This window comes from Pseudoalteromonas sp. Cn5-37 (assembly GCF_021532495.1).
Taxonomy (GTDB): domain Bacteria; phylum Pseudomonadota; class Gammaproteobacteria; order Enterobacterales; family Alteromonadaceae; genus Pseudoalteromonas; species Pseudoalteromonas simplex.
Genome location: NZ_JAKGBA010000006.1, coordinates 128,698 through 145,495, shown reverse-complemented (window position 1 = coordinate 145,495; position 16,798 = coordinate 128,698). Strand labels below are relative to the sequence as shown.

15 protein-coding genes are annotated in these 16,798 nt (G+C 39.9%); 1 reads left to right on the top strand and 14 read right to left on the bottom strand.

What is annotated here, in order from left to right:
* Position 1: 1 nt before the first annotated feature.
* The 12 genes from L1266_RS10570 to rppH all read right to left on the bottom strand — a co-directional run bounded on the left by L1266_RS10570 (position 2) and on the right by rppH (position 13,168).
* Positions 2-2,968: an MSCRAMM family adhesin SdrC gene (locus L1266_RS10570; protein ID WP_235377497.1), complete on the bottom strand. Its 2,967-nt coding sequence runs from the start codon at positions 2,966-2,968 to the stop codon at positions 2-4.
* A 20-nt stretch (positions 2,969-2,988) separates the two neighbouring features.
* Positions 2,989-3,780 carry a fimbrial biogenesis chaperone gene (locus tag L1266_RS10565; protein WP_235377496.1) on the bottom strand — a complete coding sequence of 264 codons (792 nt, stop codon included), beginning with the start codon at positions 3,778-3,780 and terminating at the stop codon, positions 2,989-2,991.
* Between the two features lie 8 nt (positions 3,781-3,788).
* Positions 3,789-4,256, bottom strand: coding sequence for a DUF4402 domain-containing protein (locus L1266_RS10560; protein WP_054554359.1), 468 nt, complete (start codon positions 4,254-4,256; stop codon positions 3,789-3,791).
* Between the two features lie 19 nt (positions 4,257-4,275).
* On the bottom strand, positions 4,276-4,869 hold the full coding sequence (locus tag L1266_RS10555) for a DUF4402 domain-containing protein (RefSeq protein ID WP_235377495.1): 594 nt from the start codon (positions 4,867-4,869) through the stop codon (positions 4,276-4,278).
* A gap of 111 nt (positions 4,870-4,980) precedes the next feature.
* On the bottom strand, positions 4,981-5,589 hold the full coding sequence (locus L1266_RS10550; RefSeq protein WP_082389317.1) for an SPOR domain-containing protein: 609 nt from the start codon (positions 5,587-5,589) through the stop codon (positions 4,981-4,983).
* A 73-nt stretch (positions 5,590-5,662) separates the two neighbouring features.
* Complete coding sequence (locus tag L1266_RS10545) at positions 5,663-6,130, bottom strand: SPOR domain-containing protein (protein WP_235377494.1); 468 nt, start codon at positions 6,128-6,130, stop codon at positions 5,663-5,665.
* Between the two features lie 470 nt (positions 6,131-6,600).
* Positions 6,601-7,482 (bottom strand): UTP--glucose-1-phosphate uridylyltransferase GalU, encoded by an 882-nt coding sequence (gene galU, locus L1266_RS10540; RefSeq protein WP_235377493.1) that lies wholly within the window; start codon positions 7,480-7,482, stop codon positions 6,601-6,603.
* 26 nt (positions 7,483-7,508) lie between these two features.
* Positions 7,509-8,360: a thymidylate synthase gene (locus L1266_RS10535; RefSeq protein ID WP_138600286.1), complete on the bottom strand. Its 852-nt coding sequence runs from the start codon at positions 8,358-8,360 to the stop codon at positions 7,509-7,511.
* 13 nt (positions 8,361-8,373) lie between these two features.
* Complete coding sequence (gene lgt, locus L1266_RS10530; protein WP_054562237.1) at positions 8,374-9,177, bottom strand: prolipoprotein diacylglyceryl transferase; 804 nt, start codon at positions 9,175-9,177, stop codon at positions 8,374-8,376.
* Between the two features lie 14 nt (positions 9,178-9,191).
* Positions 9,192-10,001 carry a sulfite exporter TauE/SafE family protein gene (locus L1266_RS10525; RefSeq protein ID WP_235377492.1) on the bottom strand — a complete coding sequence of 270 codons (810 nt, stop codon included), beginning with the start codon at positions 9,999-10,001 and terminating at the stop codon, positions 9,192-9,194.
* A 338-nt stretch (positions 10,002-10,339) separates the two neighbouring features.
* A complete protein-coding gene (gene ptsP / locus L1266_RS10520) occupies positions 10,340-12,616 on the bottom strand; it encodes a phosphoenolpyruvate--protein phosphotransferase (protein ID WP_217874758.1) in 2,277 nt (758 codons plus the stop codon).
* Positions 12,617-12,649: 33 nt separating this feature from the next.
* Positions 12,650-13,168: an RNA pyrophosphohydrolase gene (gene rppH, locus L1266_RS10515; RefSeq protein WP_054562240.1), complete on the bottom strand. Its 519-nt coding sequence runs from the start codon at positions 13,166-13,168 to the stop codon at positions 12,650-12,652.
* A gap of 540 nt (positions 13,169-13,708) precedes the next feature.
* Between rppH and mutH the strand changes: the two genes are divergently transcribed.
* Entirely contained in the window at positions 13,709-14,380 is a 672-nt protein-coding gene (gene mutH / locus L1266_RS10510) for a DNA mismatch repair endonuclease MutH (protein WP_235377491.1), read from the top strand.
* On the opposite strand, the gene L1266_RS22400 is transcribed toward mutH, so the two are convergent.
* Both L1266_RS22400 and eno read right to left on the bottom strand, forming a co-directional pair.
* A complete protein-coding gene (locus L1266_RS22400; RefSeq protein ID WP_235377490.1) occupies positions 14,375-15,343 on the bottom strand; it encodes a prolyl hydroxylase family protein in 969 nt (322 codons plus the stop codon). The two genes, mutH and L1266_RS22400, sit on opposite strands and share 6 nt — an antisense overlap.
* A 154-nt stretch (positions 15,344-15,497) precedes the next feature.
* Positions 15,498-16,796, bottom strand: a complete 1,299-nt coding sequence (gene eno / locus L1266_RS10500) for a phosphopyruvate hydratase (protein WP_062566760.1) — start codon at positions 16,794-16,796, stop codon at positions 15,498-15,500.
* Positions 16,797-16,798: the final 2 nt, after the last annotated feature.

Sequence of the window (16,798 nt, the reverse complement as noted above, 5' to 3'; positions counted from 1 at the left end):
GCTAGTGTTGAACATGCTGCTCTGTTACATGGCATTTAATTGCTTGTGATATTAGCTGCACACATTGCTGCTCAAGCTCGTTTGCAGATTGTGCGTCATAGCCAACCGCAAGCGTGTAGTGCGCATTTGCTTTATCGTGAATATAAAAAGCGTTTTTTAACCCTTGCTGTAACAAACGCTGTTTCACCAATGAGTAATACACCTTTAATATTTTCAGTGAATTAAACTTGCCAATACTCGCTATATATCCCTGGCGCTTTTCGAGTGGCCGCAAAGTAATGTCAACTCCCACCAGCACATCACCTTTGGGCGATAACTGTATTTTATGTGTTTGAGTACTAGTCAGTGATTTTTGTCCTTGGTACTGCTTATCTACAATCGCCTGATACTTACCGGGCTTAATATCAGTAAACAAGTAATAGCCATCATAAGCCGCTTGCGTAGTTGCTACATCATTACCTTGCTCATCCACTAAAGTAATTTGGGCATAAGGTTGAACATTAGCTCCTTGCTCTGTCTGCTGATAAACAGTGCCTTCTATTTCGCTGGCATTATTTACTGGAAAATCCATGTACTCAACAAAGCCTGCTCGTGGTGTTATGGAGAAACCATCGTGGGCGGGGATCATAAAAGGGTCAGCAAAACTGTCACGATCGAGCACTATATCTGTTGTGCGGTTAGCTGGCATAGCAGAAAGAATCGCGATCCCTTGTTCATCAGTAATCGCTTGGCGATAATTTTGTAAGCCTTTTACTTTAACACCTGCCAAGCCCTTCTCATTACTGTCTTTAATACCATTATCATTTTCATCTAAAAACACATTAACCATTAAACTACCTGTATTGGTCAATGTTCTGTTGCTCATAAATGGTTGATTATATTGGCTATCAAAACCAAAGCTAAATCGGCTATTTAAGCGAATTTGCCATTGGTCATTACTATCGTAATTAACATTACTGCTTAAGTTAATCCTGTCATTTTGCCACGTTAGTCCTAATTCTGCAGACTGAACATCGTAATCTAGAGAGTCCCTTAAAGTTAACTCTGCTTGGAGACTCGGGCCTAAACTTCGGCTAAATTCAGCTTCATAACTTGCTATCTCACTCACTGGAGAAAGACGATAATTAACACCAAACCGACTGTACACTCTGCCTAGTCGTGTTTGTAAACGCGTCATACCATCTACACTTTCTTGCCCGGCACTTGGGTCTTGCCATTGCAATAAATTATTTATTGAGACGTTTGCATAGCTGTAATTTAAACGGTTATAAATTTGCTTTAAATCACCACTTTGTGCGTGTTGAACTAAAAAGTTGTTTTGATAATTAAGCCGCCCAAAGTTGTTTTGCATCAGCTCACCAGACATATCAAATTGATAGCTTTTCAGCGTTATATCTCGACCATTCTGGTTATCTGTACGGTTCGTTGCGCTGAATAGCAAAGACTGATCAGCCAGCTTAGTTCTTGTTGTTAATTCAAATTCTCTTTGTTGTTGATTGTTTTCTTCATACTCCAGATTAACTAATAACCTATCTAACAAGCTGAGATTCGTTCCTAGAGCAACATGGTATAACTCATCTTGCTCTTGCTTTTGCGCCATAAAGCCTGAGTACATAGCAACGTTATTACTCAATCCATATTGGTATCGCCCTGCAGCAACCCAGCCCTTGTTTGCACTATTACTGTTATTACCTAATAACTGCTTGCCTTGCTCTGAAAAAGATAACTCATAGACTGCTTCCCCTTGTTCAAGCTGCGTACCATCAATGTAGTAATATTCTGTTTTTCGCTCTACTTGCCCTTGCGGACCATAAAAAATCAACTCAAAGTTATTTTCACCAAACAGTAAATCAACGTCAGCAAAAACATAGCGCCCATCCGCCAAGCTCAATTGCTGCTCAATTAAAATACCATTGCGGTATAATTCAACATCCCAACCTGGCTGTACTGCACCAGTTAGATTCACTCGATTATTATTAACTGCTTGCCCAAGTTGATAATTCGAAATTTTAACTCCGCGCCCGTACTGGTTGTTATAACGGCTGCCAACTTGCGTAGCTGTGACATCACCTACCTCAATAAGACTTGCAGCAAGTGGACCTAACAGCTGATTATTCACATCTTGCTTGGAGAAAGTTAGTCTTGAGTTATTCAATAAATCACTTTCACGGCCCGATAAAAAGTATTCCATAGTAAGGTATGCAAAATCTTGCGAGCCAAGTAATGAGTAACTTGCCTGACTACCATCATTATCTTGGGTATAGTTCAATTGTAAGTCAGCCACAGGGACAGATAAGGCCTGGTATGGGCTTGGTTTCCAAGGTAAAGTTGCTTGCTTTTGAGTACTATAGCTTTGTAGTTGTTTTTTATGTCGCTGCGCTTGGGCGACAACCGGATAAACAGACTCAGTTTCAATATACAGCTCTAAGCTTGCGTAATCAGAGCGATGCTGAAATTCTAAAGCCTCAGCGAGTACTGCTGCCTCTATATAAATATCATCATCAACACTAATTTGTTGTTCTGTAAGCTGCCACTTTTTTGTATCTGTAATCAACTGTTTTTGAGCTGTTAATTGAAAGGTTTTATTGGTGTTAATGAACCAACCTTCGGCCCTCTCGGCTGATATATCGACATTAATTGCAAGCTGTAAAATATCAACTAGCCCCGAAACGCCAAGCAATATGTCTTGATCAGACTTAAGGGCAAACAACTCACCTAAATAATTTTCATTTAAATAAATTGAAAATAGCAAAAATTCCCCAGTGGCAATTCGTTGCTGAGCGTCTAAGGTATCTGCAGAATGATTAACAGCAGTTATATGCTTAGATTGTGGAGCGTAAAGCTGTTCGCCATTTAGCTTAGCTCTTATGGCATTGACTCTAGCTAGTACATCCTCTGTACTCACAGTCGAATTAGCAACGCTGATAGGACTTAATAGCATAAGCCCTAACGCAAATAAGCGATTCATAAATTTTTTCGCATTAATCCCTAATGTCGAATAGGCAATAAATATGAGCCAAAATCGACGCCTTCATACTCATCGGCACCTTGATATTTAAGCTCAATGTTCCCTTGTTTTGGCAACTGTTTACCAGAGAATAAATCTAACAACACAGTCGCTTGTTCAACTTCAGGGTATAGGCTTAGATTCCCGATTTCTGCGATTTTTTCTTGTTTACCTGCAGAATTAGTAATATACGCGCTAAGTCGACCGTAACTACTAAAACCTTGTTGTTCAGTTAATTTAACGGCAATTTTTGGTTTTTTGTTTAGAGAATCTTCAACTATTTCTGCAGTTTGAAATGCAACTTTTGGCAGCTCACCTTGTTCACGATATACAACTGGAATACTAAAACTCAAAATCATATTCACTTTAAGTCCAGCCTTAGCTGCCTTATCTTCATTTGGTAAGGCTTGAAATAGTAAATGGGAACGATATTCCCCTTTAGCCAAATCCTTAGGCTTTCTAATTGCTATTTTAATCGTTTGCCTTTCGCCAGGTGCTAAGCGAATTTGCTTTGGTGATAAGCGTGCCATAGGAGAAAGGCTCGTGGTTACTGGCTCACTCAATGTTTGATAGCCCCCACCAGGTAGCGCTAATTTTTCGCTCCATACCACGCGGTATGTACGGTACTCTTCTGAGCTATTAATGACGGTGACTTTTGCGCTTCGTTGGCGCTCATCAAATGAAACCCGCGTTGGTGAAATAAGTAAGTTTGCCGTTGCATATTGACTGAAAAAAACAAAAAGAAGTCCACATAAAAGACGTTTTGCGAACATATCTATCCTTAGTAATCGACTGATATTTCTAAATAAGTTGTAGAAGAATACTGACCATCAGCGTATGGTTTAGCGCTACGGTCTGTCGTTAAAATACCGCCAATAAATACTTTTGCTTCACCAAATTCATTGGTAATCACATATTTAGGAAAACCATTAAGGCGTACAGAAAATCCAGCACTCGAGTTGCCATCGATATCATGTGTTAAGTCAACTGGGGCAACTAGATTCATAGTTAGCTGAGTTCTAGCTGGAAAGTCAGTAAGTAATAATTCTGCAGGGCGGCCATTTTTAAGAACATAAACCGAGCCCTGCGTATTGATACTGCCATCATCTTTGACGATTACAGAGCTGGTATTTGTATTAGCTAGAATAACTAGAGTACCAAAATCAAGCGCTTGTTGCTCTGTGCTCGCAGCCTGTAAGGGTGTTGAGAACACACAAAATAAAACAGTAGCTAAAAGCAAAAAGCGCATGACTAATTACCTAGTATTTTTAGTAAGCAACTTCTAATTGGAAAGTGCCGGTATACTCAACATCACGATAAGGCTCAGATGACGCCGAATTTGAGGTAGATAAATTGGCACCAATGTTAAACTCAACACTGCCGTCTGCATCTGCTGTTAAATTTGGGCTGCCTGGAAGGTAATAAGCATTTGCATTTGGGCCTGAAGTAATAAAATACTTCCATTCATCAACAATAAAGTTTGGCTCATTTAAACCTTGTCCATCAGAAGCTAAAGTACTAGCAGTAGGATCAGTAATCGACAAACGCGCATTTGGCACCGCTTCCGATACCGTAAATGAAGCAGGAGACCCTTGCTCAATAATTGAAATAATCGCAGGAGATGCATCTGTTCTTGTTGAAACAGGGCTTGCATCAGGTTCTGGGTTAATTGTTAAAACAGCTTGCGCAGCACCTGAAGGATCGGCTACGGCACGAATAGTACCAAAATTTAGATCATTCCCTTTTGTTAAAACAACTGAGTTTTGAACCTTTACTGTTGCACTGAAAGATTCAGTAGTGGCATAAGAATAAAAAGCAGAAAATGCTAATGAGCATGCAATTAAAGAAAGAGGTAATTTCATATTAAGTCCTTATAAATAAATGGCTAAGCCATTTTGCTGTATCTTAAGCTTTATCGACCTCTAGAACAAATACTTTAAGGTTAATCCCCTAATTTCCAAGAGGAAAGATACTTATAGCATCTCCCCAATAAAAGGGGCTGTCACACAAGTTTGCCCCATTCTTTTGGCTATCTCACAAAAAGCTGTCGCCTGAGTATAATTTGCAAATGGACCTGCTCGTAATCCATACAAGGTTACCCCTTTTTGCTCACGAGTTTTAAAGCGAAAATCTAGGTCATTTAAAACAGCAGGATAATCACGTTTAAGGTTCAAGACCTGATGTCTGACCTTTTTCGGCGTTAAATATAAACCTAATTGCACACCTGCTTCTGCTGCTTTGTTTGCAGCAATAATCGTTTCTAATGAGTCGATTGATGATGATTGCTGAGATTGTATTTGCTCACTTTGGTGATAGATCACATCATTTTGCGGCTCAAATGCCGATGGTTGTGCAGTTAAATCACTATTAGCCGAAAGTACCTCGATTAACAACGCAAGGTCTTTTTCCATTGCAGCAAGACGTTCAATGCTAGGCTGTTGATTTTGCCACTCGGCAGCAAATTGCTGTACCTGCTGTTCAGTATAAACAGGCTGGCTTTGTTCTTGGCTCATCATACATGCTGTTAAAGCAGTTAAGCAGATGGTTAACAATAAATATTTAGAGAAAATAGAAAAATGCATGGTGACGTCAATTCTAAAAAACAGACTTAAATATTAGCAATAAAAATGCCACCTTTAGAGTGAATATTTGACGCTAAAAATAAATTCGATTATCTGTGTATTTACTAACCCAACAATCAATACCTTGTCGCTTAATAGCCGCGCAGTCAGCTTTCGCATTTTTTAAATACTTATAGCCTCCAAACTTTAAGCGGTAGAAAGTTCTATCATGCACGTCTGCAACTTCAACATTCAAAATTGGTTTACCTTGAAAAATACTAGGCGCTTGTTTTGCCATTTTATGAAAGGTGACTTCTATTGCGGTCTCAGAGCTAACTGATGCTAACTGTAACGCAAAAGTATAATTAGGTTTTGTAGGTGCTAATATAGCAGCAGTGGTTAGGGTATTTTTTTGTGTAGCCGTTGATTGAAGCTCAGAACTAGTTTTTACATTAATTTGAAAAATAGGATCGATTAAGCGAAGTGCAAAACTTTGCATAGAATTAACGGTAGAGCTTAGCAGCAGCTCATTACTGCAACCAGAAACAGTTAATAACACCATTAGATATATACTGCAGCGAAAAGGCTTGAAGTAATCTTTCATAATCAGGATTCTTAAACGTACCGTTAAAAAATTGCTTCTTACTTTGAAGAAGACTATCTGTTAGTACTTACCTGTACATCAAAAGCTAAAAGATAATTTAAGATATTGAAAATAAACACTAACATTATGTTTTTATTATAATTTCAGTTTAGTGCTTTAATTCGCTGCAAATCATGTTGTTAGTAAAAAGTAGCTTTATAACATAAACAATTTGCAGCAAAATTATTAATGCTTTTCATTACTCAGTTAACTAACTGAATTAGAGCAATTAATCACCATACTCATCTTAACAACCCTATAAGACAAAGGTATATCAGAAAAGTCCCTAATTTGTTAATAATCAACAATTGTCAGCTGCTTGTAAATAACAAAAAAGTGCCATATAGGCACTTTTTTAACATAATTTATTACTAAGTAAATAGAATTGGTTATTTAACCAACGACTTTATGAAGTCGCTCAATTCATCTTTGAATTCCTCACGTCGTAAAGCAAATTCAACGATGGCTTTTAAATAACCAATTTTGCTACCACAGTCATGGCTTTTACCTTTCATAGAGTATGCATCAACCGTTTCTTTTTCCATTAGCATGGCTATGGCATCTGTTAATTGAATTTCATCACCTGCCCCAGCTGGAGTTTTTGCAAGTAATGGCCAAATATTTTTGCTCAGTACATAGCGACCCACAACAGCAAGATTTGATGGAGCTTGATCAATAGGAGGCTTTTCAACCATATTCAAAATTGCGGCGCTTTCACCTTGATTGATTGTTACATCACCTAAGTCTACTACACCGAACTTGTCTACTTCGTTTTGCGGCACAGGCTCAACCATAATTTGGCTCTCACCGGTGGTTTCAAAACGCAGGATCATTTCAGCTAAGTTATCTTTTTTAAGATCGCTCGCAACATCATCGATGATCACATCCGGTAAGATAACAACAAACGGTTCATTACCTATAATAGGCGCCGCACAATTTATCGCATGACCAAGGCCTTTCGCTTCACCTTGACGAACGTGGATAATAGTCACATCTTTCGGGCAGATTGACTGTACTTCAGCAAGTAACTGACGTTTAACACGCTTTTCAAGCGTTGCTTCTAACTCAAAACTGGTATCAAAGTGGTTTTCAATTGAGTTTTTACTTGAATGCGTTACTAAAACAATTTCTTTAATTCCTGCTGAAATTGCTTCATTCACAACGTACTGAATCAACGGGCGGTCAACAATAGGAAGCATTTCTTTAGGGATTGCTTTTGTTGCAGGTAACATACGCGTGCCAAGACCAGCAACTGGGATCACTGCTTTCATTGATTTCTCCTTAAATTTTATTGTTCTTAAACTGAAAACGGATACTTAATTGCATCGTGACACTGATAACCTACTACTTCAAAATCGTCTTTTGTAACCCAGCTTTCAATGTCTTCTAGTGATTTAATATTTGGGTTTATTTTTAATTCTGGCGACGCGAATGGCTCACGCTTAAGCTGCACATCACGCATCAACTCAAGTTGGTTTTCATAAATATGCGCATTCGCTATTTTATGATACGCCTTACCCGGTTTGTGGCCGGTGATTTGTGCAACTAGAGCAAGTAACACAAAACATTGAATTTGATTAAAGTTCAAACCCAGCGGCACATCGCAGCTACGTTGGTATGATGTTAAGTATAGGGTATCGCCCAATAAAGAAAAGGTGTGCGTATGCATACAAGGGCGTAAACAACCTAACTCAAACTCACCAGGGTTATAAAAAGTGACGATTTCACCGCGATCATCAATCCCTTTTGATAAGTTATCGATAACCTTTTTAAGCTGATCAAGGTGGCTACCATCAGGGCGTTGCCAACTGCGCCCTTGAACACCATACACTCGACCCATATCATCTTCACCACGGCGATGTGGGTTTTCTAGCCAAGCTTTGTTTTCGTTTGCGTTTGCATTCCAAGTCATACAGCCGATATCACGAAACTGTGCAGCGCTGTCGTAACCACGTAAATAACCAAGTAACTCCGCTATCGCCGCTTTGTAAAAGCTCTTGCGCGTTGTTATTAGCGGAAACTTATTATTTGCCACATCATATTCAAGATCGGCATTAATAACGGTTAAACACTTGGTCCCTGTGCGTTTGTTCTCAACCCACACACCTTCGTCAACAATACGCTGACATAAATCTAAATACTGTTTCATTGATTTGCTCTTGTTATGCTTTGCTTGCCACGCTGTGTTGCGGCTTTTTATAGGCCCATATTAACAAACCAAGGCCACCAATTACCATCGGCAATGACAGTATTTGCCCCATCGAAATAAAGCCTGCAAATAAACCTAAATGAGCATCTGGCTCACGGAAGTATTCAACAATAAACCTAAATACACCATAGCCAAGTAAGAACACCCCAGCAACACTACCCGCTGGACGAGGCTTTTTGATAAACCATTGTAAGATTAAGAACAGCACCAAACCTTCTAAAAAGGCTTCGTATAATTGTGATGGATGACGAGGCTCTGGGCCACCTGATGGGAAAATAAACGCCCAAGGTACATCAGTCACTCGGCCCCATAGCTCGCCATTAATAAAGTTACCAATACGTCCGGCTAGTAAACCAAGCGGCACCAGTGGCACTACAAAATCGCCCACTTCAAATAATGATTTTTTACGTGTCCAGGCAAAAATAGCAATGGCTGTAATCACACCTAGCGTACCGCCATGGAACGACATGCCACCTTGGTCAATTCTGAATAAGTACAAAGGGTTTTCAATAAAGTAGCTGAACTGATAAAACAATACATAACCAATACGGCCACCGAGTATTACCCCGAGCATGCCGTAAAATAATAAGTCACTAACTTGTTCTTTTGTCCAACCTGAGTTTGGTTTTTCTGCTTGACGATTAGCAAGCCACATCGCCAAAGCAAAACCAATTAAATACATTAAACCGTACCAACGTACGCTGAGCGGGCCTACCGAAAAAATAACCGGATCGATATCTGGAAATTGAAGAGCCATAAAAATAAAAACCTTTAACTAAACACCATTTTAAGCGCAATTATGACAAGTAATAGCGCGAATACTTTTTTTATTGTTGCCACAGGCAAGTAATGCGTGGCCTTGGCACCTATAGGCGCAATGAGCGACGAGGTAACCACAATCCCGACTAACGCAGGTAAATACACAAATCCGGCAAATCCATCACTGAAAGATGTTAATTGCCACCCGGCAGATACGTAACCCACCGAGCCGAACAGCGCAATGACAATACCACAAGCAGCAGCACAACCAATGGCCTTTTTAATATCAACAGAAAAATAATGCAGTAGCGGCACAATAAGCGCCCCGCCGCCAATACCAATTAGCCCTGACAGCGCCCCCATTATGGCACATAAAAAGCCAAGAATAGGTCCTGATGGAAGCGGCTTTTCACTGGCGACTTTTTTTCGTGTCGATAACACCATTCTGAGTGCGATAAACACCACGCTACCAGCAAAAACAAAGCGCAGTAGCTGCTCTGGGATAAAGCTTGCTGCAAAGCCACTGATCAATGCGCCAAGGCCAACGCCAGTCATAACCCAAGGAGCAATTTCCCAAGGCACGTTAGCATTACGATGATGAGCAAGGGCTGAAGACGTCGAGGTAAAAATAATGGATGCTAACGAGGTTGCTATCGCGATAACTAATACATGGCTTGGGTCGGCAACATTAAACGATACTAATAGCGCACTAAGTACCGGCACGATAATCAGACCGCCACCAATACCTAATAATCCTGCTAAAAATCCAACCACGCTGCCCAAAATTGCGCAGTACACCATTAAAAGTATTACGTCATGCATAGCACACTCATATATTCAATTTGTTATATACATATACTAAACTAATATATATACCCAAACCACCTCAAGATGCGAGTTTCAGTTGGAATTAAAAGCGATTTAGGCAAGGCATTGATTGCAAGTAATAGTGGTTCTATTGTTAAAATCAATAACGCAGTATAAATCGCTTTTAAACCAACCCTTTGGGCGTTTCACAGGCACTTACTCTCATCGTTGTTACTTCTTAAAAGGGACTGCCATTGTTGCAAAGTAACGCCTTGATATTAAGCGCCTGTGAAACGCTGAATTCTACATCTTGAGGTGGCTTGGGTATAAGTGCTTCACAGCACAATTTTCCCTCATGATTGACCTTGGCTTGGGGTGTAAAATAGCTCGCCGAGTTGATGTTCAATCATAAAGTTACGCGTTAACCTAAGTACATGTTTTGCAGTGGGTTGTAATAAACACTCTGCAAGTAACTTTTCCATATCACTGACATTTAATCGCCTAAGCACAAACTTAATTTTACTAATCGAAGCATAGTTCATACTCAAGCTTCGATAACCCATCGCAATCAGCAGTAATGCGCCTTCAGGGTCGCCGCCTAACTCACCACACAAACTAAATGGCAACTCATGTTGTTGACACTCTTGTGCAATTTTTAACAACACTCTAAGAACACTTGGGTGATAAGGATTAAATAACTCAGCAACACGGGCATTAGAGCGATCAACTGCCAGCATATACTGAGTTAAATCGTTGCTACCCACAGAGCAAAAATCGACTTTTTGCGACCACTCTTCAAGCATAAATACACTTGAAGGTACTTCTAACATCACGCCGATTTCAGGGCGCTCAATGGCTTGTTCAGGGTATTGCTCACTTAACTCAAAATAGGCTTGTTCGAGCAATTTTAACGACTCATCGACTTCCTCTGAACCACTGATCATCGGCAGCATGATTTTTAAATTACCCAACCCAATATTGGCTTTTAACATTGCCTTGAGCTGATCTAAAAATAGCTCTGGGTGATCTAAGGTAACGCGAATACCACGCCAACCTAAAAATGGATTTTCTTCTGTTATATTGAAGTAATCTAAAACTTTATCGCCACCAATATCGAGTGTACGCATCACCACAGGATTAGGATGGTAACTAGTGAGCACTTCGCGATACCAGCTTTCTTGTTCTGACTGTGAAGGAAATTGGCCTTTTTGCATAAACCAGGCTTCGGTGCGATAAAGGCCTACCCCATCGCAAAATGGCTTATTGTCATGCTCGGTATTTAATTCAAGACCCGCGTTTAGTAATAAGCTAATGTGTTCGCCATCTTTAGTGACGGCATCAAGGTTTTGCTCTGCCACAAAACGGTCGTTCAATAAGGCTTCTTGATATTTGAGCTGACTGTATTCCTCTTGCAGCATTTGTGAAGGAGAAATATATAAACGCCCTGCATAGGCGTCTAATATCATTTGCTTGCCTTCAAACTGCAATAACGGCACATCTTCAATGCCCCAAATAGCAGGGATCCCCATAGCACGCGTTAAAATTGAAGCATGACTATTTGCCGCACCATTAACACTCACAACCCCAGCAAGGTGCCCTTTAGGTACTTCAGCAAGCATTGCAGGGGTTAATGTACCGGCAATTAAAATAGTGTCTTTAGGGTAAGGTTTTGCCGCATGCTCAGTATTAACTAAGTGATGTAAAACCCGTAAACCAATATCTTTAACATCAACAGCACGCTCTTTAATGTAAGGATCTTGCATGGCATTGAATTGAGTCACCAATTTCTCAATTACAATTTTCAGGGCGCTTTTAGCATTCCAGCCTTGTTGTAATTGCGCTTCAACATTTTGACCAAGACTTTTGGCATCAAGTAACTGCTGATAAACATCAAATACCGCCAGTGCCTCTTGCGGAATAGAGTCGCTCAGAGTCATAGATAAGGTATTAAACTCGTTACGCGTCGCAGCCACAGCTTGGGTAAATAGCTTACGCTGGGTGCTCACATCGTCGTCTTTTTGCAGTTCAATGGAGCTGAAGTCGAGCTTAGGGATCACCACAAAGGCTTCACCTATGGCAATACCTGGTGCACTTGATACCCCTTTTAGTACTGAGGTTTGGTGTGAAAACTCATCGACACGTAATATTTCTTTTATTTCTGCATGAGCTAACTGAGAAGCTAGCTGGGCCGAAAGCGTAATTAAGAATGACTCTTCGTCAGGGCTAAAAACACGGGCTAGTTTTTGTTGAACAACAATAACGCCTAAAACCTTTTTCTGGTGCACGACTGGCACTGACAAAAATGCGTTATAGCCTTCTTCATTAACTTCAGGTGAGAGTTTAAAACGAGGGTGAGACTTAGCAAAAGCAATATTTATAGGCTCTTCACGCTGAGCAACAAGACCCACGAGACCTTCGGTAAAACCTATACGAAACTTACCCACTGCATCTGGGTTGAGGCCTTGGGTGGCCATCAATACAAAGTTATCTTGGCTATAATCTGCAAAATAAATCGAGCAGCACTGTGTTTGCATGGCATCTTTTACCATTTGCACAAAACACCCCAGCGCACTATTCAAGTCCGCCTGTTGCGACACTGCCTCAGCAATTGATCTGAGCGTGGCTAACATGATGCTGCTCCTTTGATTTAAATAAGGTTGCCCTTATCGTTTATGTCGCCAATGATCTTTGTGTTGCTCTCGTTTATTAAACGGCATTGCAAACGGAGCAAACTCTTTCATTACTCGACGATATACATCGCGCTTAAACGAAACAACTTGCCTAACCGGATACCAATAACTCACCCATCGCCAATCATCAAACTCGGGGTGATGAGTTTTAAGTAAATCTACATCTTCATCTTTACAGCGAAGTTTCAGTAAAAACCATTTTTGTTTTTGCCCAATACACACAGGACTTGAGTCTCTGCGAATTAAACGCTTGGGTAATTTATAGCGTAACCAATGTTTAGAACTTGCGACGATCTCAACGTCTTCAGGAAGCAAGCCCACTTCTTCGTGTAATTCTCTGTACATGGTTTGCTCTGCTGTTTCGCCGTCATCAACACCACCTTGGGGAAATTGCCAAGAGTGCTGACCATAGCGACGAGCCCAAAATACTTGTCCCTGATTATTGCAAATTACAATTCCGACATTGGCACGAAAACCTTCGGCATCAATCACCTTAGTGCCTCATTTGTAAGTCGATTTTTATTGATTGTTCCACATAACCTGCGATACAGCAAACACTTTACACTTAAGCCTAAATTAGATTGAAAATTTATTTTTTAACAAACACGTTTAATCAAGGTGTTACGAAATAATTATTATAAAAATGTGCTGTTTGATTAAAATAACTATTTACAACCGTATTTTCATCACCTTACCCACAGCTTGTGCATAACTTTTATAAATCATGCCTAAATTGCAAACAAATCCACAATCCACAGTTTAAATATCCACTTTCTCCACAGAAACTGTGGATAAACATGTTTATATATCTGTATTTATACAAACAACTGATTAATTAATGAAATGGAAACCCCGTACAAAAACAGTAAAAAAGATAAATATCAATTAGTTAGGATATGACACCGCAAAATAAAACTGATTATTTTTAGCCCACACTTAACGTGCGCAAAAAACACCCAAACACAAAGATATCCACTAAGGCGTGCATTTGCTATCATGAACCGGATAAATAGACAATCAATTAAACGCCTTATGCGACCAATAAAACCCGCTTCTATAAACGAATTAATGCAACGTGTTGATGCTATTGCTGGCCTAACCCTAGGGCAGCTAGCCGAGCAATATAAGTTTAAAACCCCTGACGATTTACTTCGTGAAAAAGGCTGGACCGGGCAACTTATCGAATATGTGCTTGGCGCAACAGCGGGTTCAAAACCAACACCTGATTTTGAAGAGTTAGGCATTGAGCTAAAAACCTTGCCGATTTCATTTAAAGGGAAACCTCTCGAAACAACCTTTGTTTCGGTAACGCCGCTATTAAATGTAACCGGAATGACTTGGCAGCAAAGCACAGTTCGTAAAAAGTTGAATCATGTTTTGTGGTTACCTATTTTAGGCGAACGTGAGATACTGCCTTTTCACCGTACCATAGGCAGTGGCTTTTTATGGCAGCCAAGTGCAGAGCAAGATGCCCTTTTACATCGTGATTGGGAAGAACAAATGGAGCTAATTGCCCTTGGTCGCGTAGATGAAATTTCGGGTCATTTAGGTGATGTAATGCAAATAAGGCCAAAAGCTGCCAATAGCAAAGCGCTTACAGATGCAATTGGCCCGAACGGCCAGATAGTAAAAACCTTACCTCGCGGCTTTTATCTAAAAACCAGCTTTACTGGCGAGATCCTAAAACAACAATTTCAGCTATGAATTCCAAATAGAAGCTCTTAACCAGAATGGTTTTTCTCTGAACCATAGAGTACAAATCCATTTTTCACCATCAATTACTGGTTTTCCAGAATGTACTGAACTTTTATCAACTTTAGTATCAAGCATATTGTTAAATTGAATTAACTGACCTGCTTTCGCTGATACTTCTAATTCCCAAAACTTAAAGGCAGTCTCCCCACCTTTAAACCCCTCATTAAGGTTTAAAATGATTGTTTTTTTTCGTTGCCCAAAAAAGTCTATTTCTTTTTGGGCTGCACTATTGCTCGGGGTGATAAAGTCATAGTGCCATTTATACTGCTGTCCTTTTTTATATCGATAAATGATAGCTGGTTCAGCATACTTCAAATCAAAAATATTATTAATACACATATATCTTTGAATAAGTGCCGTGAAAAAATCATTGACTGGTAAAGTAACAATATGTTGATCATTATTTCGAATTGAATCTACTTTCTGATTCTTTTGTTGTTCCGAATAAAGTTTAGCATCAGTTAATTTTTCTTTGGCAAATCCAATCACTTTTTGTAGGGCTTCATCATTCATTTTACTGTCGAGTAAGTTAACTCGAGAATCACCAAGATTTTGCGATACAGGAAGGGGTAACAACATTTGAATTAGTTGAGTCAGCTCTTCAGTTAGCAACTCATTAATCTCAGGGACTTTACTAACTAGATGAGGCGAGGCTTTCAATAGCTGACACTTTTGAAACTGCAATTTAGGCCAATACTCAAACAACAATTCAAGTTCATTTAAATTATGATACTTTGCAATTAGAAGGCAGTTAATCAATTCATCATGTAGCAAAGAAGATGATATAGCATGGTAAAACCAAGCTCTCGCAAAGTCTTGATTTTTAACCGCGTAATCAATTATGGCCGAATTTTCAACTATTTTGCCATTGAACCGCGCTTCTAATAATTCAAAAATTAACTTGCCAGCCACATTACCCTCAGATTAAATAGAACAAAACACAATAATCTTTAAAACATTATCATTTTTATATTGATTACAAAAGCTTGCTGTTACTACTTAAAGTTTACGCTATAAAAAACCTCCCGAAGGAGGTTTTTAAGGTCTTGATGAGCTAAAAGCCAGATTACTGACCTTTAACCTCTTTAAGACCATTGTAAGGTGCTTTCTCACCTAATACTTCTTCAATGCGAAGTAATTGGTTGTACTTAGCAATACGGTCAGAACGGCTTAATGAACCCGTTTTGATTTGACCCGCTGCAGTACCTACTGCTAAATCAGCAATTGTCGCATCTTCAGTTTCACCTGAACGGTGTGAGATAACAGCTGTGAAGCCAGCGTCTTTAGCCATTTTGATAGCAGCAAGCGTTTCAGTTAATGAACCGATTTGGTTGAACTTGATTAGGATTGAGTTAGCAATACCGTTATCAATACCACGCTTTAAGATCTTTGTGTTAGTTACGAAAAGATCATCACCTACTAATTGTACTTTGTCGCCAATTAGTTGTGTTTGGTGTGCGAAACCATCCCAATCAGACTCATCTAAGCCGTCTTCAATTGAAACAATTGGGTATTGCTCTGTAAGGCCTTTAAGGAAGTGGTTGAATTCTTCAGAAGTGAATTTTTTACCTTCGCCTTTAAGGTCGTAGATATTTGCTTCTTTGTCGTAGAACTCAGATGCCGCACAGTCTAGAGCTAGAGTGATATCTTTACCAAGCTCATAACCTGCATTTGCAACAGCGACCTTGATTGCAGCAAGTGCCGCTTCGTTTGATTCAAGGTTAGGAGCAAAACCACCTTCATCACCTACTGATGTAGAGTGACCTTCAGCTTTAAGTACTTTTGCTAAGCTGTGGAAAACTTCAGCGCCCATGCGCAACGCTTCACGGAAGTTTGTAGCGCCAACTGGCTGGATCATGAACTCTTGAATATCAACAGAGTTATCAGCGTGCTCACCACCGTTGATGATGTTCATCATAGGTAATGGCATTGAGTAAACACCTGGTGTGCCGTTTAAGTCTGCAATGTGCTCATAAAGCTCTACGCCTTTAGAGTTAGCAGCCGCTTTAGCTGTTGCTAAAGACACAGCTAAGATAGCATTTGCACCTAGTTTTTCTTTGTTTTCAGTACCATCTAAGTCAAGCATTACTTGGTCAACCGCTTTTTGATCCACTGCGTTTTGACCTTTAAGCGCTTCAGCGATTTCGTTATTGATATAGCCTACTGCTTTTAAAACACCTTTACCTAGGTAACGTGCTTTATCACCATCACGTAATTCAAGCGCTTCGCGAGTACCTGTTGATGCACCAGAAGGTGCTGCAGCACGGCCCCATGAACCATCAGCTAAATGTACATCAGCTTCAACAGTTGGGTTACCACGCGAGTCCATGATTTCGCGACCAATCACTTTTACGATTTCTGACATCT